At 41.5% G+C, this 20,388-nt stretch carries 17 protein-coding genes; 10 read left to right on the top strand and 7 right to left on the bottom strand.

Translation table 11 applies throughout. From position 1 onward, the window contains the following. The first annotated feature begins 55 nt into the window (after positions 1 to 55). The 5 genes from H6G69_RS14485 (at position 56) to H6G69_RS14465 (ending at position 6,843) form a co-directional block, all read left to right on the top strand. Positions 56 to 1,798, top strand: coding sequence for a ShlB/FhaC/HecB family hemolysin secretion/activation protein (locus tag H6G69_RS14485; RefSeq protein WP_190687986.1), 1,743 nt, complete (start codon positions 56 to 58; stop codon positions 1,796 to 1,798). Positions 1,799 to 1,864: 66 nt separating this feature from the next. Then, positions 1,865 to 3,019, top strand: a complete 1,155-nt coding sequence (gene dnaN / locus H6G69_RS14480) for a DNA polymerase III subunit beta (protein WP_190687983.1) — start codon at positions 1,865 to 1,867, stop codon at positions 3,017 to 3,019. A 615-nt stretch (positions 3,020 to 3,634) separates the two neighbouring features. Beyond that, on the top strand, positions 3,635 to 5,215 hold the full coding sequence (gene serA, locus H6G69_RS14475; RefSeq protein ID WP_190687980.1) for a phosphoglycerate dehydrogenase: 1,581 nt from the start codon (positions 3,635 to 3,637) through the stop codon (positions 5,213 to 5,215). A gap of 75 nt (positions 5,216 to 5,290) precedes the next feature. Then, on the top strand, positions 5,291 to 6,208 hold the full coding sequence (gene prmA, locus H6G69_RS14470; RefSeq protein ID WP_190687977.1) for a 50S ribosomal protein L11 methyltransferase: 918 nt from the start codon (positions 5,291 to 5,293) through the stop codon (positions 6,206 to 6,208). Between the two features lie 239 nt (positions 6,209 to 6,447). Then, positions 6,448 to 6,843, top strand: a complete 396-nt coding sequence (locus H6G69_RS14465) for a hypothetical protein (protein WP_190687975.1) — start codon at positions 6,448 to 6,450, stop codon at positions 6,841 to 6,843. 303 nt (positions 6,844 to 7,146) lie between these two features. Here H6G69_RS14465 and H6G69_RS14460 read toward each other — a convergent pair whose 3' ends face one another. After that, positions 7,147 to 8,646: a tetratricopeptide repeat protein gene (locus tag H6G69_RS14460; RefSeq protein WP_190687972.1), complete on the bottom strand. Its 1,500-nt coding sequence runs from the start codon at positions 8,644 to 8,646 to the stop codon at positions 7,147 to 7,149. 386 nt (positions 8,647 to 9,032) lie between these two features. Between H6G69_RS14460 and H6G69_RS14455 the strand changes: the two genes are divergently transcribed. Next, a complete protein-coding gene (locus H6G69_RS14455; protein ID WP_190687969.1) occupies positions 9,033 to 9,899 on the top strand; it encodes a hypothetical protein in 867 nt (288 codons plus the stop codon). Between the two features lie 24 nt (positions 9,900 to 9,923). Here the strand turns inward: H6G69_RS14455 and H6G69_RS14450 are convergent, their stop codons facing one another. Further along, positions 9,924 to 11,777 (bottom strand): aspartate kinase, encoded by a 1,854-nt coding sequence (locus tag H6G69_RS14450; RefSeq protein WP_190687966.1) that lies wholly within the window; start codon positions 11,775 to 11,777, stop codon positions 9,924 to 9,926. Positions 11,778 to 12,002: 225 nt separating this feature from the next. After that, positions 12,003 to 12,632 carry a DedA family protein gene (locus H6G69_RS14445; RefSeq protein WP_190687961.1) on the bottom strand — a complete coding sequence of 210 codons (630 nt, stop codon included), beginning with the start codon at positions 12,630 to 12,632 and terminating at the stop codon, positions 12,003 to 12,005. Positions 12,633 to 13,104: 472 nt separating this feature from the next. On the opposite strand from H6G69_RS14445, the gene H6G69_RS14440 reads away from it, so the two are divergent. Further along, positions 13,105 to 13,458, top strand: a complete 354-nt coding sequence (locus H6G69_RS14440) for an STAS domain-containing protein (protein ID WP_190687959.1) — start codon at positions 13,105 to 13,107, stop codon at positions 13,456 to 13,458. 324 nt (positions 13,459 to 13,782) lie between these two features. On the opposite strand, the gene H6G69_RS14435 is transcribed toward H6G69_RS14440, so the two are convergent. Both H6G69_RS14435 and rpsF read right to left on the bottom strand, forming a co-directional pair. Continuing rightward, positions 13,783 to 14,343 (bottom strand): Npun_F5560 family protein, encoded by a 561-nt coding sequence (locus H6G69_RS14435; RefSeq protein ID WP_190687956.1) that lies wholly within the window; start codon positions 14,341 to 14,343, stop codon positions 13,783 to 13,785. Between the two features lie 289 nt (positions 14,344 to 14,632). Further along, a complete protein-coding gene (rpsF, locus tag H6G69_RS14430) occupies positions 14,633 to 14,959 on the bottom strand; it encodes a 30S ribosomal protein S6 (protein WP_190687953.1) in 327 nt (108 codons plus the stop codon). Positions 14,960 to 15,492: 533 nt separating this feature from the next. On the opposite strand from rpsF, the gene H6G69_RS14425 reads away from it, so the two are divergent. Beyond that, positions 15,493 to 16,266, top strand: a complete 774-nt coding sequence (locus H6G69_RS14425) for a fumarylacetoacetate hydrolase family protein (RefSeq protein WP_190687950.1) — start codon at positions 15,493 to 15,495, stop codon at positions 16,264 to 16,266. A gap of 155 nt (positions 16,267 to 16,421) precedes the next feature. On the opposite strand, the gene H6G69_RS14420 is transcribed toward H6G69_RS14425, so the two are convergent. Further along, a complete protein-coding gene (locus tag H6G69_RS14420; protein WP_190687949.1) occupies positions 16,422 to 16,898 on the bottom strand; it encodes a Tic20 family protein in 477 nt (158 codons plus the stop codon). Positions 16,899 to 16,978: 80 nt separating this feature from the next. After that, positions 16,979 to 17,176 (bottom strand): hypothetical protein, encoded by a 198-nt coding sequence (locus H6G69_RS14415; RefSeq protein WP_190687946.1) that lies wholly within the window; start codon positions 17,174 to 17,176, stop codon positions 16,979 to 16,981. Between the two features lie 673 nt (positions 17,177 to 17,849). Between H6G69_RS14415 and glyA the strand changes: the two genes are divergently transcribed. Together glyA and H6G69_RS14405 are read left to right on the top strand one after the other, a co-directional pair. Continuing rightward, positions 17,850 to 19,133 (top strand): serine hydroxymethyltransferase, encoded by a 1,284-nt coding sequence (gene glyA / locus H6G69_RS14410; protein WP_190687944.1) that lies wholly within the window; start codon positions 17,850 to 17,852, stop codon positions 19,131 to 19,133. A gap of 163 nt (positions 19,134 to 19,296) precedes the next feature. Then, on the top strand, positions 19,297 to 20,343 hold the full coding sequence (locus H6G69_RS14405) for a glycosyltransferase family 4 protein (RefSeq protein ID WP_190687941.1): 1,047 nt from the start codon (positions 19,297 to 19,299) through the stop codon (positions 20,341 to 20,343). Positions 20,344 to 20,388 lie beyond the last annotated feature (45 nt).

Here is a 20,388-nt window from a genome sequence, read left to right as displayed (position 1 = left end):
AAAACAGAAAGAATAAATCTTACATAGGGTTGATTTTTGATAGTCAAAATTTAAAATGCCAAATTTACAGATTATTTCATTACAAAAATCTATAAAATTGCTATCTACTAGCTTAGTTTTTAGTTTTGCCTGGGTAATTTTCACTTGGCCATCACTAGCACAAGCACCAAACCCAGCCGGAGATGCCAATCAAAACCGCTTTCCCCAGCCAAACACAACCCCAACACCTTTACCACCACAATCAGAACCATCTATACAGCCAACTCCTACACCTACGCCAGAAACCCCGACTACCGAAAGTTCGCAAACTATTAGAGTAGAAAAAATCAATGTTATCGGTAGTACTATTTTTAACGCAGATACATTTAAATCGATTACTCAGCCAGTGGAAGGGCGTGAGGTGACGATAGAAGAACTACGCAAAGTTGCTGATGCGATTACTCAGCTTTATTTAGATAAAGGTTACATTACTTCCAGAGCTATTTTAGTAGACCAAACTGTTAATAATGGAGTTGTAGAAATTCGGGCGATTGAGGGTGGTGTCGAGAAAATTGAAGTTGAAGGTACGAAGCGATTAAATCCTGAATATGTGCGATCGCGTATAGCTTTAGGTTCTAGCAAACCTCTGTTAACATCTGCATTAGAAGACCAATTACGACTATTACGGGCTGATCCTTTATTTTCCAATGTAGAAGCGAGTTTACGCGCTGGTAGTGGTGTTGGTAAAAGTATTCTCGTAGTCAGGGTAACAGAAGCCCAACAATTTAATGCCTTTTTTAGCGTAGACAACTATTCACCCCCTAGCATCGGTTCGGAAAGATTGGGCGTAAATGCAAGTTATCGCAACCTCACAGGTAATGGTGATGAACTTACCGCAGCTTATTATCGCACTACCCAAGGAGGCGCAAATGTATATGATTTTAACTATCGCCTGCCTTTAAATCCAATGAATGGCACATTACAATTGCGGGCCTCACTCAATGATACTAATGTTGTTCAAGAACCGTTTAAGAGCTTAGATATTAGTGGTGAATCCGAACTGTACGAAGTGAGTTTTAGACAACCACTAATTAGAACACCCCGCGAAGAATTAGCTTTATCTTTAGGTTTTGCGGTGCAGAATGGTCAAACCTTTACCTTTGCCGGGCCAACACCCTTCGGCTTTGGCCCTGATGACGATGGGAACAGCCGCACCCGTGTTATTAAATTTGGTCAAGATTATGTAGTGCGGGATCTAAATGGTGCTTGGGCATTGCGATCGCTATTTAGTTTCGGTATTGGTATATTTGATGCTACCAGCAATCCCAGCCCGATTCCCGACGGACGCTTTTTTAGTTGGTTAGCCCAAGCTCAACGAGTACAACGCCTGAGTACAGATAATATCTTGATAGCTCAAGCAGAATTACAAATAACCCCCAACGGCTTATTACCTTCCCAGCAATTTGTTGTTGGTGGTGGTCAGTCAGTCCGTGGTTATCGCCAAAACGTCCGCGCTGGTGACAACGGCGTGCGCTTTTCTCTAGAAGACCGCCTAACAGTAGAAAGAGACGCATCAGGTAACGCTACATTGCAAGTCGCGCCTTTCTTTGATATGGCTTATGTCTGGAACGTAGATGATAACCCCAATACCTTACAACGCCAAAAATTTCTCGCTGGTTTAGGACTAGGCATTTTATTCCAACCACTACCACAACTAGATGTCAGACTAGATTATGGTCTTCCCTTAGTTGACTTAGATGACCGTGGTAAAAATGCTCAAGATGATGGTTTTTACTTCAACGTCAACTATCGCTTGTAGATTTTGCCCTAGGCGAGAGTGCGAGTGCCTACGCATTTTATGACAGCTAATCTAAATTACTAAAATATGAAATTACTTTGTTCTCAAAGCGATCTAAGCGCGAATCTTTCACTTGTCAGCCGTGCTGTACCTTCAAGGCCGAATCACCCAGTCTTGGCTAATATATTGTTGCAAGCAGATGCAGAAACTAACCAAGTCAGTTTAACTGCTTTTGATTTAAGTTTAGGTATCCGTACCAGCTTCAACGCCGAAGTTTGGCAAGGCGGAGCGATCGCACTGCCAGCTAAACTGTTAGTAGATATTACCTCTCGTCTGCCAGAGGGCGAAATCACCTTAGATGACGAAGCCTCAGAAGCATCGACAGGCGAAGGCTTAATTGTCACCCTCACGCCCAAAAGCGGATATTATCAATTACGCGCCATGAGTGCCGAAGAATTTCCTGAACTCCCGGTAATTGAAAATACCGAACCAATTTATTTAACCGCAGCCGCCTTAATTGAAGGACTCAAAGGCTCTTTATTTGCCACTAGTGCCGATGAAACTAAGCAAGTTCTGACCGGGGTACATTTGAGTGTCAAACAAGATACCTTAGAATTTGGTGCTACTGATGGACATCGCTTGGCTGTGGTAGAAACTACAAATGAGCGTCCTTTGGGGGGAAGTGGCCAATTAGAAGTGACAGTACCCAGCAAAGCTTTACGAGAATTAGAAAGGATGTTGGCGCATAATGCTAATTCCGATGAACCAATATCTTTATATTTAGACCAAGGTCAAGTAGTTTTTGATTTGCAAAATCAACGCTTAACTAGTCGTACCTTAGAAGGGCAATATCCAGCATATCGACAACTTATTCCCCGTCAATTTGAGCGACAAGTCACAGTTGACCGCAAACAATTTCTCAGCACCTTAGAAAGAATTGCGGTGCTAGCAGATCAAAAAAATAATATAGTTAAACTCACCATTGATCAAGCCGCCCAAGAACTGACATTATCTTGTGAGGCCCAAGAAATGGGTAGCGGTAGAGAGTCAATGTCGGCAGAAATTTCTGGAGAAGATATCGAGATTGCTTTTAACGTTAAGTATCTAATGGAAGGTTTAAAAGCTTTACCATCTTCAGAAATTCAAATGCACATCAATCAAAACCTCACACCAGTAATTTTTACACCTTTGGGCGGGTTGAAGATGACTTATTTAGCTATGCCTGTGCAACTACGTAGTTAAAACATCAATCATTGTCAAGCGCTGCGCGCGGGTGTAGGGTATGGGGTGTAGGGAATTGGGAATTTTTCGAGGCTTGAAACCCCGACCAAGGCTATCCCCCCAAAAGGCGGGGTTGTTGACTCACTATGAGTTAGGCTTCGCACATTTTCGCTGTGTCATCAAGACTCTGCCGTGGCTTTCATCTCCAAACACCACTTCGTTTCCCATAGGATCTTCCCACCAGAATTAATAAATATCTTTGTTTTTTGTATCTCTTATTGGTTTATATTTACCAGAGGGTGTATTAACCGCCACTCATTTTGAGAGACTAGGAGGCAGCGTCAGAAAATTTGAGATTTTGGATTTTGCGAAAAGTTAGGCCAGTGCGTTGGGAGTTTCCCGACTTGAGTCAACTTTTCCAGACGTTGTTAAAAGAGGATAACATCTATTCGGATTTCCTTGAAGTCACACCAGTCGCTTCCTAGTTTTGATAGTTTTGCCTGTGTAGCCGCGACTTCAAGTCGCCCTCGTGCAAGAGTTCTATAGTTAAACGAATATTTTTGCTGAATTGTAACCGATAAAGACTAAACTAAAAAGTCTTGTGCAGCAAAACCTCTAGATTTAAATGAAGTAATCATGTCCAAGGTTCTCGTCTCCGATCCTATTGATCAAGCTGGAATTGACATTCTTTCCCAGGTTGCTACGGTTGATGTCAAAACTAGTCTAAAACCCGCAGAATTAATTGAAATTATTGGCGAATATGATGCGCTCATGATTCGTTCTGGTACAAGGGTGACAGAAGAAATTATTGAAGCTGGTACGCAGTTAAAAATTATTGGTCGTGCTGGTGTAGGCGTGGATAATGTTGATGTGCCTGCTGCTACACGCAAAGGTATTGTTGTAGTTAATTCTCCTGAAGGAAATACGATCGCAGCAGCAGAACACGCATTGGCAATGATGCTGGCTTTGTCACGTCACATTCCAGATGCTAACGCTTCAGTAAAGAGCGGTGAATGGGATCGCAAAACTTTTGTCGGTGCAGAAGTTTACAAAAAGACTCTCGGTATTGTTGGTTTAGGTAAAATTGGTTCCCACGTTGCGGCTGTGGCTAAGGCAATGGGAATGAAATTACTCGCTTACGATCCTTTTATTTCTAATGAAAGAGCAGAACAAATTGGTTGTCAGTTAGTAGAGTTGGATTTACTTTTCCAACAAGCTGACTACATTACACTCCACATTCCCAAAACGGCAGAAACTACCCATTTAATCAACGCCACAACTTTGGCAAAAATGAAGCCAGCAGCGCGGATTATTAACTGCGCGCGTGGGGGGATCATTGATGAAGCAGCTTTAGCCGCAGCTATCAAAGAAGGGAAAATCGCTGGCGCAGCGTTAGATGTGTTCGAGTCAGAACCTTTGGGTGAATCGGAATTGCGATCGCTTGGTAAAGACATCATCCTCACCCCCCACTTGGGAGCCTCCACCACAGAAGCGCAAGTTAACGTCGCAATTGATGTAGCCGAACAAATCCGCGATGTTTTGTTGGGACTTCCCGCCCGTTCTGCTGTCAACATTCCTGGACTCGGCCCCGATGTTTTAGAAGAACTCAAACCTTATATGCAGTTGGCAGAAACCTTAGGTAACTTGGTAGGCCAGTTAGCAGGCGGGCGCGTAGAAACACTGACAGTAAGACTACAAGGTGAACTAGCAAGCAACAAGAGTCAGCCTTTAGTAATTGCCGCTTTAAAAGGTCTACTTTACCAAGCACTGCGGGAACGAGTAAACTACGTTAATGCTAATATCGAAGCCAAAGAACGGGGAATTCGCGTCATCGAAACAAGAGATGCTTCCGTACGTGACTATGCTGGTTCTTTACGTCTAGAAGCCACAGGTACTTTAGGTACTCACTCAGTTACAGGTGCTTTGTTGGGTGAAAAAGAAATTCACTTAACAGACGTTGACGGCTTCCCGATTAACGTTCCTCCCAGCAAGCATATGCTGTTCACACTGCACCGCGATATGCCAGGAATTATCGGTAAACTCGGTTCTCTCCTCGGCAGTTTTAATGTCAACATTGCTAGTATGCAGGTAGGCCGGAAAATTGTCCGTGGTGATGCGGTGATGGCTTTGAGTATTGATGACCCTCTACCCGATGGCATTTTGGCAGAAATCACCAAAGTACCAGGCATTCGTGACGCTTATACAGTAACACTTTAAAAAAGATGAAGGATGAAGGATGAAGAATGAAATTTCACACTTCATACTTCATACTTCACACTTCATACTTCAGATATGGCAAACACTTGGTGGGAACTGCAAATTTTATGTGAACCAGAGCTAGAAGATTCTATCTTTTGGCGGTTGGAAGATTTTGGTAGCCGAGGGACAGCGAGCGAACGTAAGGGGAATTCGTCGTTGGTGAAGGCTTACCTACCGCAATTTCAAGCACAGTTATTAGATTTAGCCGCTTTGGCGTTGCGGTTGCGCCAAGATGCTTTGTGTGTGGGAATGTCTGCACCTAGCTTGCATTGGCAATTAATTGATGAAGAAGATTGGGCCAGCAGTTGGAAGCAATATTGGCAACCGCAGGAAATTGGCGATCGCTTTTTGATTAACCCGGCATGGCTACCAATCCCAGAGAACACGGAAAGGTTAGTAATTCGTCTTGATCCTGGTGTGGCTTTTGGTACGGGAAATCATGCCACCACTCAACTTTGTTTAGAAGCACTCGAAATGCGATTAAGCGCAGTGCCGCGTTCATTTGTTGGTAATCAAGCAGGTGAACCAGTCACCATCGCAGATATTGGCTGCGGTTCGGGGATTTTAGGCATTGGCGCAGTTTTATTGGGAGCCGAAAAAGTTTATGCAGTGGATAACGATCCTCTAGCGGTACAATCAACTTTTAGCAATCGCACCCTCAACAATGTCAATCCAGAACGGTTAATTGCGGCAGAGGGTAGTGTAGATGTTTTGAGCAAAATGCTCGAAAAACCCGTCGATGGTATTGTCTGTAATATTTTAGCTGATGTGATTATTCAATTAGTCCCAGAAATGACAGCACTCGCTAAACCTAACACTTGGGCAATCTTTAGCGGTATTTTAATTGAACAATCTAAATCGGTGGCAGAGGCACTAGAAAAAAACGGTTGGGTTGTTGCTACTTTATGGAAGAAAAAAGAATGGTGCTGTTTAAATGTCAGACGTTCTTGAATTAATTAAAACCTACTGCTTTTTATTTGTTCATAGTTACAATTGTGTTTTTTCAACTCATTCTTGAGTTCTGCTTCAGAAATTCAACTCTCTCATGATTTGATTCAAAGTTTTAATTTGTGATTAGCGCGAAAGCTTGAATTTTCGTTAACTCTTTTCTAATTTGTCACAATCATTAGTTTTTATTTCTTTTTAAAAGAAGAATAAAAACTAGTTTTTTTCCTGTGATATAGGTACTTATGGTTTCTCTTATCCAAGGAAAAAAGAAAATGGCAGAATTTCATATTTTTAAGAAGAAGTACACAATCGTGGGGTTAGCAGGGTATTTTGTACTTATAACAGCACCGATGGCACTTGCAAGCACCAATTCAGGCACGATCCAATTATTACGGCTAGACGACATCTCATCTGGTACGCCACGCGTTTCTGTTAAACTGTCACCTAATCAAAACACAAGTTGTTCTGCACAGGGATTTTATGCCTATGACAATGCCGTTACTGGTATCGGACTCTTAAGGACTGAGGGTCTATTGGCGGCTTACAAAAGTGGGAAGAAGGTCACGATAGTAGGTACTGGTCTCTGTGATCGGTTTGGTGTTGAAACAATTAAATTTATTGATCTAACTGGAGTCTAGACTAAATCGGTCAAGTTCAAGAAAAAAGGAGGTCTGATTGAATACAGACCCCCTTTTGGGGTTCAGCCGGGATACGGAGAGAAACATTATTTAACATAAAAACGCCGATTTTACCGCGTATTACATGGGAGGTGGGAAGCCTCATTTCCGTGTAATACACGCAAAGAAAAAATTAAGTTATACCATTTCACGAAAATCCTGAGACAAATACATTGGTTTTTAATTCTTTCTCCCTGCCCCCTGCCTTATTCCAACAATAATTATTTACACCGACTTACTTATAAAAGCGAATAAAAATGTAAATTACTCATATTTTTGGAGCATTTTAATTTTTTGTTGCGTATCTTGGTAACTATCTTTGTCTCCCTGTTCGGGAAATAGTGTTTCAGCTTTTTCAAAATCCCTCAGTGCTGCTTTTTTCTTACCTAGTTGAATATTGACTAAGCCACGATGATAATAGGCTAAACCATAGCTCGAATTAAGTGCGATCGCCTGGTTAAAATCTCTCATCGCTGCTGGATAATCTTGAACTTTCACCCGCGCCAAACCCCGCCCATAGTAAGCGTAGGGGTTTTGAGAGTTCAATGTAATAGCCTTTGTGTAGTCTGCGATCGCATCTTGATATTTACCCAACCCAAATAAAGCAAATCCACGGTCATAATAAGCATTAGCATCTTGAGGATTCAATGCAATTGCTTGACTCGAATCTGCTTCAGCTTTTTTGTATTCTCCTAAGCGATAAAACGCATCACCCCGATGGTTATAAGCTAAAGAATTTTGTGGGTTAATTGCCAGAGTTTGAGTAAAGTTACTTATAGCTTCTTGATAGTTTCCTCGCTCATATTCACTTATGCCTTCTTGATAAATAAATTGTTCATGACTAAAGGAATTCAACGATTGCAACAAACATCCAGCAACCATAGCTGTAATTAAGCTAGCTACCCCTGTGACAATCAGCCTAAATCTTCTAGTATTGTGTATTTGTGGCTCGTACTGAACATATTTTAGCTGTCTTAAATCATACAGTACTTCTGCTACAGACTGATAGCGTTTGCGATAATCAAACCGCACCATTTTATTGATAATGCGTGTCATTTTTTGGCTGACTGTGGTGATGCCGTCATGCCAAATCAGTTCACCTGTAAGCAAATGTTTCTGGCTTTGCAGTTTGGCTATCTCCTCAGAAGTTAAACCCATAATTGCCGCGATCGCAACTATTCCTAAAGCGTATATGTCACTGTTATATTGAGCTTGACCTTGCAATTGTTCTACAGGTACATATTCCAAATTACCAACTATAGTTGTTACTAGTTCTTCTACAGAACCAAAATCAACTAACACTAATTTATTATCTGAATATCTGCGAATAATATTTTGAGGACGAATATCTTGATGAATAACATCACTACTATGCACATCAAATAATATTTCTAATATTTCTAATAGTAATTCCAATACATAATCTTCGTTGACAGGTACGCCAAATAAAACTTCTTCAGTTAATTGATGACCAATAACGAATTCTTGAACTAAATAAAATTGATTATCTTCTTCAAAATAGTCAACTATTTTCTGAATATAGTCATGTTCTTGACCAAGTTGCTTTAAAGTTGCAGCTTCTTGGTAAAAAGACTTGCGTAGTTGTTTTAATTCTTCAAGATTTTGAGTTTCTGGATTTAATTGCTTGACAATCAACAGCTTATCGGGTATTGATACATCTTCAACCAAATATCGTTTGACGGCTTCGTCTAGAGCCAAAACTTGGATAATCCGGTAACGTGTATCAAGAATTTGACCATCCATAACAACAGATAAGCTTTTTACACAAAATTACCTAATTATATATTAGTGTTATTACTGCTATAAATTTTTTAAGCATTGGCATTTGTCAGCAAAAATCAAAATTTATCAGCAATTATGATGAATAGCATAAGTCAGTAGCATCCAGCAAATCATCAAGTTCAGAGAAAATACCCTCAGATTATGCACCAGGGTACAAAATACTTAACAAAGTATGCACATAATTTATGTATGGTTTTCTATTAACGATCCCCAATTTTATAAAATTATTACTGAGTAACTGCCCAACAATTCGTTGATTCAATATATTGCCGTGATTTCACTCATGACACGTTATTGCTAAGTACGGTAAAAGAGTTGTAATCGAATTGCTATAAACGCAAAATAGCGTGAACATCAACTTATTTAAACGCCGCCAAGACCATGCAACAACTGCCAAGCGTCAATTAATTCAGGCGCTACGTAGGCGTGACACTACCGCTCTTCAAAAATTGACCATGCGATGGCAAAATATTATCGGCGAAGAAAAATTCACTGATTTGATGGTCAATGAAGTGTTACTGGAATGTGATGCTGAAAGTCACAGCTGGTTTTTTGAAAGTTGTCTGGGGCAATTTCGATATCAACAGATGCAGCAACAAGCCCAAAGTAATGTCTTTAACATTTTAGTGAATGCAGGTTTAGCACCAGGAACAGACTTTAGTTTTGGCTTAGATGGTGAGATGATTATTAGCGATCGCGCCCAGCAAGTCTTACTTCATCACTTACCACAAGAACAGCGGAAATTTTTTGCGGCGCAAATACAAGTCTCCACAGTTGCAGACCCAATTACCGCCATTGAGCAACAATTGGGTTGCCCGTTTTATCAAAATTTAACTAAAATTGCGGCTCGTCAAGTGCAAACATTAGATAATGCACAAGCCTCTGCTTATTTAGGAGTCTTAGTGGCAGGTTTAGTTAAAAGACATCCAGCCTTACAAAATGTAGACTTTCCAACGAAGTTTATTTTAAATACACTGCAAGACCTACCACAACAGCGAGTCACAGCCATATTAGACGATCCAGAAACGAATCCTCAGTTTGATGAAGTCCTCATCTTCCGAGATTTATTAGCGGCAATGGAAGAGCGCGAATGTGAATATATAGAATCAGAAAATAAGTGTAATAGTCTCGAACAACTTAAAAAACTAGATTTAGTTTGGTGTGGTGAATATCGGTTAGCAGAAATTGTCGCTAGCTTGGAAAGCTGGCAATAAAGTTTCTTATTGCCAACTTTGCTTCTAAGCTGGGACGACAAATTTTTCACTACCAGCTAATTCAAAGGCTGCATGAATCGCTTGTAAGGCTTTTACGCCTTGCTCTTGGGCAACAACGCAGCTAATTTTGATTTCTGAGGTAGCAATCATCTGAATATTGATTTGGTTTTGTGCGAGCGCTCCAAACATTTTAGCCGCCACACCTGGTTGCCCAACCATACCTGCACCCACAATACTAACTTTAGCGATCGCATTATCTAAAACAACTTCACCCCAGCCTAATTCTGCTGCCACTTGAGTAAGTAGTTTTTGGGCAGTTTCTCCATCCATCCGTGGAACTGTAAAAGCAATATCCCGTTTGGGAACACCATCAATGATGCGACAGCGTTGCGATTGAATAATCATATCCACGCTGATATTGTGCTGCGCTAATATCCCAAACAACTTCGCCGCCATCCCCGCTTTATCAGGAACTTGACGAATCGCCAAACGTGCTTGGTTTAAGTCTAAGGCGACACCGCGCACAGGGGAGGAGGGAACAGGGCAGGGAGCAGGGGGCGGGGGACAGGAGACTACCTCTTGCTCTCTAGTTATTGTTTCCTCTGTCTCTCCTTTAGCGGCAATTTCAAAGGCGTTACTCAGTGCAGCCACGGCGCGATCGCAATCTGAGGCGTTTACTAAGCAGCTAACTTTGACTTCACTAGTCGAAATCATTTGAATGTTTACGCTTGCTTCAGCGAGGGTAGCAAACATGAGCGCCGCAACTCCAGGACGACCAATCATTCCTGCACCCGAAATGCTGACTTTGGCTACATCTTGCTCGATGATTACTTCGGCTTCGTCGGAATTGGGTTTGACTGGGTTTCGCAATGCAGGTGCGATCGCTGCGGCTACTGCTTCAGCGCGTTTTAAAATCGGTGTGGTGACGGTAAAGGCAATATCATTAGTATTGCCTTCATGAATTGATTGAATAATTAAGTCTACGTCTACATTTTGCCGCGCAATTTCCCCAAATAACTTAGCTGCTACCCCTGGTTTATCGGGTACGCGCAACAAAGCTACCCTGGCTTGGTTGGTGTCAAACTCAACTGCATCTACAGCTTTGGCAATTTCTAAATTAATGAGCGATCTCTGTTGGGGTTTGAGCGATGTTACCCAAGTACCGGGGTCATCCGTCCAGCTAGAACGCACTACTAAAGGCACACCATAGTTCCGGGCGATTTCTACAGAACGCGGATGTAAGACTTTTGCCCCCAAGCTTGCCAGTTCTAGCATTTCATTACAAGTAATGGCATCCATCAACTGGGCTTCAGGAACTAAGCGCGGATCTGTCGTTAAAATCCCTGGGACATCTGTATAAATTTCACAAAAGTCTGCGTCGATTGCTGCTGCTAAAGCAACGGCGGAAGTATCAGAACCACCACGTCCCAAAGTTGTAATTTCTAATTCTCCGGTGCTGGATATGCCTTGAAAACCAGCTACTACAACTACTTTACCTTCATGAATATGTCGCAGCAGGCGATCGGTTTCTATGTGTAAAATCCGGGCGCGAGTGTGTTCGGCTTCGGTAACAATGCCTACTTGTGCGCCAGTCATAGAAATCGCTGGCTGTCCAAGCTCTTGCAAAGCCATACTCAGGAGCGCAATAGTTACCTGCTCACCCGTAGACAGCAACATATCCATTTCCCGGCGGTTAGGATTTTTGGAAATTTCGTTGGCTAGTTTGACGAGTCCATCAGTGGTTTTCCCCATTGCGGAAACTACCACAATTAAGGAGTTGCCTGCTTTAACTGTTTTAGATACACGCTGTGCAACAGCTTGGATACGTTCGACTGAACCGACAGATGAACCACCGTATTTCTGAACTATGAGCGCCATAACTTTGTCTTGAATGAGGTGTGCCTACTTTCATCAACGCTCCCACCGGGATAGGTAGCTTTGAAGGCATTAGCAGTAGTTATTTAGTTTACTAACTTATCAGAATCAATTAACACAAAAAACTGCTCACGTAGATTTTCTGGCTGATTTTGTTGATCAAAGTAAAAGGCAAAAGCCCAAGATAAATCTTATGACTTTTGCCTTTTTAGTTTTTAGTTATGATTTTTATTCGCCTGCTGCACGTTTAACTTGGCGGGATTCCAACCACAAGGGTATGGCAATCACAGCTACTAAAATCAATAAAGCTACGATCGCAAATTGGCTTACCCAAGCTACTAATTCTTCTAAAGAGATGACTTTGCCAGCAAAAAAAGCTAGTGTCACCATCACAGTAGCCCAGATACTGGCTCCTGCAAGGTTATACAAAAAGAATTTTAGAAACGGCATTTCGGCTATCCCAGCTAGTGGAGCCGCAAAAATTCGCAATAGTGCGAAAAATCTGCCAAAAAACACTGCTTTAGCCGCATTTTGGCTAAATTGCTCTTTAATATTCTGTAATTTTTCGTCAGAAATCCTAAATATTTTACCTATCTGCACCAGGAAAGGCCAGCCACCTAATTTACCTATCCAATAACCGCAAGCACTACCAATTACAGCACCTGCAATAGCATCACTTAAAACTAACCAATAACTCAGTTCATTACTGCCCGCTAAAAACCCACCTACAAGGGTTACGGTTTCACCAGGAAGGGGAATGCCCAAGTTTTCTAGCAAAATTCCCAAAAAAATTGCCCAGTAACCATACTGGTGGGCAAATTCCTGGATGTTTTCTAGTGAAATAAATTCAAGAGACATCCCGCACCGCCGCCTTTACAATTTTTTACCTTTATTCTATCTTGACGCGTTTGTGCCTGGAGTGTCAATCAAAGTAATGTTTTGCCCGCTTTACTCCCTCTACTTCATCAGCGAGAGGATATGTAATTTATAACTTATTGGGTATTGACTATTACTTGTTTTGCCGTTACTAGCACATAAGCATAATAGCTGAAACTAATCAATTATCTTTTATAAAAAATTTATGAAAATCTTATTTAAATATAAAAATCTCGTAAAGGATACTATTGATACTGAATTTACTAGGCGTTTGTGCCTATATTTAGTTTAGTTAAGATAAATTATACGGCATCAATACGTAAGCATTTAGTTTCAACTGTGCCACTTTCACTCATATACTTTGTGAATTAAGCATTTTTATTTCGTTGAAACTATATCTGTATTGATGTCACGCTTTTGATTTTCCTAGTAGTTCAACTACCAAGATAAATACATGACTATCTCACAAGCATCGCAAGTGGTTTTATTCAAACCCCAAGGTAGCATCGACTTGCAAGGTGGTACGACTTTAAGCGAACAGATGGCAGAGGTAGCACCACGACCAGAACAACTCTGGGTCATTGACCTAGCAGAAGTAGATTTTCTAGATAGTTCTGGCTTAGTTCCGTTGGTGAAGACGTTGACGACTGCTCGGCAGAATGGTTGTCGCTTAGTCCTGTGTAATGTCAAAGCTCCTGTAAGGTTAATTTTAGAACTGACTCAGTTGGATTCAGTTTTTGAGATTTTTAACACTTACGAAGACATCCTGAATAATGTCAACGAAAAACCTTTGGCTTTAGCAAGCTAACCTCTAATTATAGTAGATAAAGTGTTGGTGTTATCAAAATGCAATTATATTTTTGAGAATTTCGCAATTGATGGCGATCGCCAACTTACCCTAGTCTCAAAGTAAAATTTTTTCATTGAGCCGAGTATTGGCCATCAACTTTTGACACCAGAGTGCTGTTGTCCAAAAGCTATACAAGACTAGGGCTAATAATTTTTCTTTACACCAACCTAAATTCATAAATTTGCCAACAGGCTTTAGCCTGTGGCATTTTCTATCTTGTCTAAGAAGAATAATTTATAAAAATTACTAATTTTGAGAGCCTGTAATCACAGGCTATATTTTTTAAGCATTCTGCACAGCAGAAACGTTAGCTTGCCCAGTCGTAGGCCGCGGAAAGTTAGGTAAATCAATACCACTGTGGCTGGAATTGCGGGTCTTTAGTGCTAAACGGTAACTGACACTTTGTAGTTCTGCTTGCAGTTTGCGATTTTCCCTCTGTAAGCTTGCTACTTTTTCTCTCACTGGAGCCATACGTTCCTCAAATTTCCGACGATAAATTTGCGGTAATTCTTGTACTACTTGCTCCAACATCCGACTGCGGTCTGTTAATTCTTGCACAGACTGGCGCAGTTGATAAATTTCCGCATCACGAGTGGCAATTTGCTCTTGATAAAATGTGACTTGTTGCTCAACAGCTTGTAGTTGTTCGCGTAACGCTTGCAACTGACTTAAATCACGCTCCGATTCAGAACGCTGGGGCATAAAATTAGTATTGCCCTTAACCAGCCGAAAGAGTTCTTGAGATAGCTGTTGCACTAGTTGATCCCGCAGTTGCAACTCTTGGTGCAGTTGCGAAACTTCTTTTGAGAGAGCTTGGATGTTGGATATGTCGGTTTGGCTCACAATTGCTTACAGCTCCCGTTGACGAATCTTTTCTAATCTTAGGTATAACGGCGATCGCACTGCCTATGGCAAGTACTTGTTAATTTAGCATTCCCAACCGAAGCAGAAAAAAGTCAATGGTAAAAAAATTTTTTGTTTTACTGTATTTAGTACTGAGTTTTGTAGTACAAATACTCATTCCTCAGTACTTAATTATGTCCTGAATACAGTATGGCGTGAATCAAGCAATTGAAATAAGTGCAAAGCTGAGAAGAAAAGCACTTTTTCTTTTTACTTTTGCCTTTTTGTACTAGGCCGTTACGGCAACTTTATCTGCTGCTGCTTCGGAAACTTCTTGCTTAATGGTTAAGTAGCGAATCACCTCTTCACTCAACCGCATCGCCCGCTCTAAAGGAGCAATAATAGTTCCTGGCCCAGTGTAGTTCATTTGGATGTAGATTCCATCCCGTTGCTTTTTAATTTCATAAGCAAGACGACGCTTACCCCGATTTTGAATTTCAATATTTTCGGCGCCTTGGTCTTGAATCAAGGTTTGGTATTTAGCTATCGCTTGATCTACCTGTTCGTCACTAAGGTCAGGACGCAGGATATACATTGTTTCGTAAACTGTAGACATTAGTCGGAAATCACCTTTTGGACAGTTTGGCTGCTTGTGTAAAAATATACTTATTTTTTAAATAAAAAACGTATATTGCAACATCTAAAGCAACAAGGAACTATAATCTTACCAGTTTTTTATGTGAGTCATCAGCAAAATCGGCTGAAAAATTCCGACTTTGATCAAAAACTACTTTATGGGCAATATGGTGTAACAGGGAGTTCCACCTTAAGTAAAAAAGAGCAAATTAATTGAGCGATTAGCTAAACCAACAGGTATGCTTCCCAAAGGGGTCTATAATCGAATGTCACTAAGAAAACGTGAAACCTAGTCTGGGCAGGGTGTAGGGGGTAGTGTTTAAGACAATTAAACTTGAGTTGCTCAAAAAGATGTGGAACTTCTTGATTACCCACACCCCACACTGTCCAAGCCAGTTATATCAGAGGTTTGCGCTTAACAAGCGTGTCATTCGTCTATAATCTCCTCTAAATACTGAAGATTCTACCTGCTCACAGCTATTAATTGCAGACAATAAGGATGTTATCAAGGCTATGGCACAACGCTATGTGCGAGTTCAAAATCCAGAAGGCAAGATTTACTATGGATTGCTACAGCTATCTCTGAATGTGCAAGTGTTGGACGCTCCACCTTGGTTACAGGGGCAACCTACAGATTTAGTTTTAGCCCCCGATAGTTACCAAATTCTCTCCCCTTGCGCGCCCTCAAAAATTGTGGCGGTGGGTAAGAATTATGCAGACCACGCAGCAGAGATGGGAACTTCCGTACCGAGTGAGCCATTAATTTTTCTCAAACCAACAACATCAATTATTGCTACTGAGGCTGAAATCAAGTATCCTCCTCAGTCTCATCGAGTAGATTATGAAGGAGAGTTAGCACTAATAATTGGCGATCGCGTTTGTGATTGTAACCCAGAAGAAGCCCAAACCAAAATTTGGGGTTATACGATCGCTAATGATGTTACAGCGAGAGATTTACAACAAAAAGACGGTCAATGGACTAGAGCCAAAGGGTTTGATACGTTTTGTCCCTTAGGCCCTTGGATTGTCCGAGAATTGAATCCAGGTGCGAGATTGCAAACTTTCATCAATGACAACCCCAATCCAGCCCAATCTGCGGGGATTGATCAAATGGTCTTTCCACCTGATGTTTTAGTTTCTTACATCAGTAAGGTTATGACTCTGATCCCCGGGGATGTAGTCTTAACGGGTACACCATTAGGTATTGGCCCGTTACATATAGGCGATCGCATCCGTGTGGAAATTGAAGGTATTGGTCGTCTAGAAAACACCATCGTCGCCCGGTAACAAGTGCTGAGTTGAAAGTGCTGAGTAAAAACACTCGCCCCTAGACCGTTAGGCGTAAAGCACCCACTATAAATTGCTGAAAAGCTCACTATACGGGTTTCTTCATTTCAGACTACCCTGCGGGAACACCAAGGGCGAACAGACTTCAGCCTTTTTTACCGCACCTGCATATAAACAGCATCAGAAATTGCGGGAATTTCTGCATAACGTCCTAAAAGAGACTGGACGACTGAATATGCTACTGCTGCAACAATGCCGAGGAAAATAGTGCTATATAAAGTTTGAATAGCAAAATCTCCACTGGGAATTAAACCCACAATATCAGTCAGGATGGCACACAAAAAGATAATGATATCTAACAAAATCGCTTGCATGGTGTTGAAGCGAACGAAATGAGAAATCTTTTCGTTTCTCACAACTAACAACCATAAAGCAAAGAAAATGATAATTCCTGCAAATCGTACACGTCTGTAAAGTGACCAAACAATCAGTACAGGTGCAAAAACTACAGCCAGAGCAGGAAATTGTTGTAATAAAACAAAGCCAAAACTTAATACTTCAACTAGAGGTAGCAAATAAGGTAAACAAGCAAAAATGCGGTCAGAAACATTTGTAGAACCACGCCAGGTCATTTCGCGTTCTCCTATGGCAAAATTTTCAGAGTTACTTGAGCCTAGGATAACGCAGTTGTCTAATCTCTCAGAAGCTATAGTTATTGGATCTGGGCAACCCGGAAGCCCATGAGACACTCGTACTGCTCTGGTTGTTGTTCTGTCAGTTTGCGAATAGCTTGACCACAATGCAATTGACCACCACGCCAACGGGGTTGGCCACTCCTGTCAGCCAGTAAACAAGATTGGCAAACCTGCTCAGGGGCAAGGATTTGATCGTCCATGACAATGACTAACATCCAAATACCTCCTGTAAATTTTCTCAACAAGCTGCCTTTTTGCAAAAATCAGGGCAAATAACAGCGAATCTCTTAGTTATTAAACTTATTGTATGTTGACTCTTTGGGAGATAGGGTTGTTGAGTAACAACTCATACATAAATTTTTACAGCTAGTAGCAAAAGTCTGAAGTATAGAATGAAAGAAGTATTCTCATCAGCTTTTGAGAAATTGGGATAAATATTCTAGAGAAATTGAATACCCTACTGGCGTGGCAAGCTGAAAATGCTGCATCAAAAATATCTTGTAGGATGGGCTTCTAGCCTGTCCGGTGCGGGTTTTCCTGCCCACACTACAAGAGTTATATTTATACACTACTTTAGTCTAGGCACACTACTACCAATATCTTTGGAGTCTTTTAACTCAGCACGCTGCTCAACTCCCGCTACCGCGCTTCAGCACTCAGCACTCTTCACAAGTGTTAATTTCATGTTCCAGAAAGAGCTTTATAATAATTAACACATTAATGGGGCTTCATCGAGTTGGCATCTAAGTAATAAATTCAGTTACTACCAATAGGGAATAGTCAGCAGTCAAAAATCTGGCAATGTAGACATTTGGCTGCGAATTATTACTTAGAAAGTACTTCTAGAAAAAGCCTCATTATGTAAATTTCCACTGAAGGATAGTGAAAGTGACTAAGACTAATTCCGATTTTCTTGCTGCTTCTGATCCCGCCATTGCCGGATTAATAAATGAAGAACTCCAGCGTCAACGTGACCACTTGGAGTTAATTGCAAGTGAAAACTTTACCTCTGCGGCAGTACTCGCGGCTCAAGGTTCAGTTTTAACTAATAAATACGCCGAAGGTTTACCCGGTAAACGTTACTATGGCGGTTGTGAATTTGTTGATAAAGTCGAGCAAATCGCCATTGACCGAGCTAAACAAATGTTTGGTGCGGCTCATGCTAATGTCCAACCTCATTCCGGCGCGCAAGCTAACTTTGCAGTTTTCCTGACTTTGCTCGAACCAGGCGACAAAATCATGGGGATGGATTTGTCTCATGGTGGACACTTGACTCACGGTTCGCCTGTCAATGTTTCCGGTAAATGGTTCCAAGTCAGTCACTACGGTGTCAGTAAAGAAACAGAACAACTCGACTACGACCAAATTCGAGAGCTGGCGTTAAGGGAGCGTCCAAAGCTTTTGATTTGTGGTTATTCTGCCTATCCTCGGATTATTGACTTTGAAAAATTCCGCTCTATTGCGGATGAAGTTGGTGCTTATTTACTAGCTGATATTGCCCATATTGCTGGTTTAGTGGCTTCTGGCTTACATCCTGATCCCCTTCCTTATTGTGATGTTGTCACTACAACCACTCACAAAACCCTGCGCGGCCCTAGAGGTGGATTAATTTTAACTAAAGATGCAGAACTGGGTAAAAAGCTGGACAAATCAGTTTTCCCTGGAAGCCAAGGCGGGCCTTTAGAACACGTAATTGCGGCTAAAGCGGTGGCTTTTGGCGAAGTCTTAAAGCCAGAGTTTAAAACTTATTCTGCACAAGTGATTGAAAATGCACGGGCGTTAGCGGCTCAACTGCAAAACCGAGGCTTAAAACTAGTGTCAGATGGTACTGATAACCATTTGATGTTAGTAGATTTACGTTCCGTCGGTTTGACAGGTAAACAAGCAGATCAACTAGTAAGCGGTGTAAATATTACGGCAAACAAAAATACCGTGCCTTTTGATCCCCAATCGCCATTTGTCACTAGTGGTTTGAGACTAGGTTCTCCAGCGATGACGACTAGAGGATTGGGTGTAGCAGAGTTTACCGAAATTGGTAATATTATTGCCGATCGCCTGCTCAACCCAGAATCAGAAACAGTCGCAGCTGATTGTAAACGTCGGGTAGCTGCACTGTGCGATCGCTTCCCCCTCTACCCCCATTTGCAAATTCCTGTACCAGCCCTAGCATAGGAAATTAAGCAAGTATGAAGGCTGAAACACTTATTTCAGCCTTCATACTTCATAGTTACTTAACCAAAACCTCATACTGATAAAAGCCTGAAATGTAGTAGATATTAAGTAGAATTTCCCTCGACAAATTCTTGTCTGACAAACTACTTAATTTAAAATACAAATGCCTCCGCAGATTTATCATCTGATCGCCTTTTTGGTGGCAGCTGTAGTCGTTCTCTGGACTACACCTGATGTTAAAAATATTGGTATAAAAAGTGGAAATGTCGATAAACCAGGTGGTCGAAAAGTTCATGAACGCCCAATGGTACGCCTGGGAGGAGTTTCTATCTTCGCAGGTACGCTGATTTCCTTATTAGTTGTTTGGTGGTTAGGTGGATTTGCCAATTTACCACCCGACAAAGAATGGCAAATTTGGGGTGTTACCTTGGGGGGTCTGGGCTTTTTTCTCATTGGTTTAACAGACGACTTATTAAGCCTGTCTCCCTTGGGACGGTTGCTATTGCAGATGATTGTCGCTGCTGGTGCGTGGAAAGCAGGTGTCAGTATAGACTTTATTAGCATTCCGACAGTAGGTATAGTTGACCTCGGCTGGCTAAGTTTGCCGATTACGGTGGTTTGGCTGGTGGGAATGGTTAACGCCATAAACTGGATTGACGGTTTAGATGGTTTAGCTGCTGGTGTGTCGGGAATTGCGGCTGTAGTCATGCTGCTCGTATCTTTATTTATGCACCAACCAGCCGCCGCCCTGATTGCTGCTGCTTTAGCTGGTGCAGCACTAGGTTTTCTTCGATATAACTTTAACCCCGCACAAATCTTTATGGGGGATGGCGGGTCTTATTTTATGGGGTTTACCTTAGCGGCGGTGGGTGTAATTGGGCTAGTTAAAATTCCCGCTTTCACGGCTGTAATTTTGCCTTATTTAATTTTGGCAGTACCAATTTTAGATATGTCAGCCGTCATTTTGACACGTATTCGTCGTGGTCGATTGCCGTGGGTAGCAGATAGATGTCATTTGCACCATCGATTGCTACAAGCTGGTTTATCTCATCGTTGGACAGTTTTATTTATTTATACACTTACACTGTGGGTTGGCAGTTTGGCGTTAGCCATAGCTGGTCTACCTAGCGGTGTTGTTTATGCTTTTGGTGCTACTTCGTTGTTAACTTACACAAGTTGGCGAGTTTGGAAACGCTCTCAGCAAAAATAAAAACTAGCAAGGTAAAAGAAATACATTAGTATATGTATTTTTCTT

The organism is Nostoc sp. FACHB-110 (genome assembly GCF_014697425.1).
In the GTDB taxonomy this organism is placed as follows: domain Bacteria; phylum Cyanobacteriota; class Cyanobacteriia; order Cyanobacteriales; family Nostocaceae; genus Nostoc_B.
The sequence above is the reverse complement of the archived record's forward strand: the minus strand, read 5'-3'. Positions and strand labels throughout refer to the sequence as shown.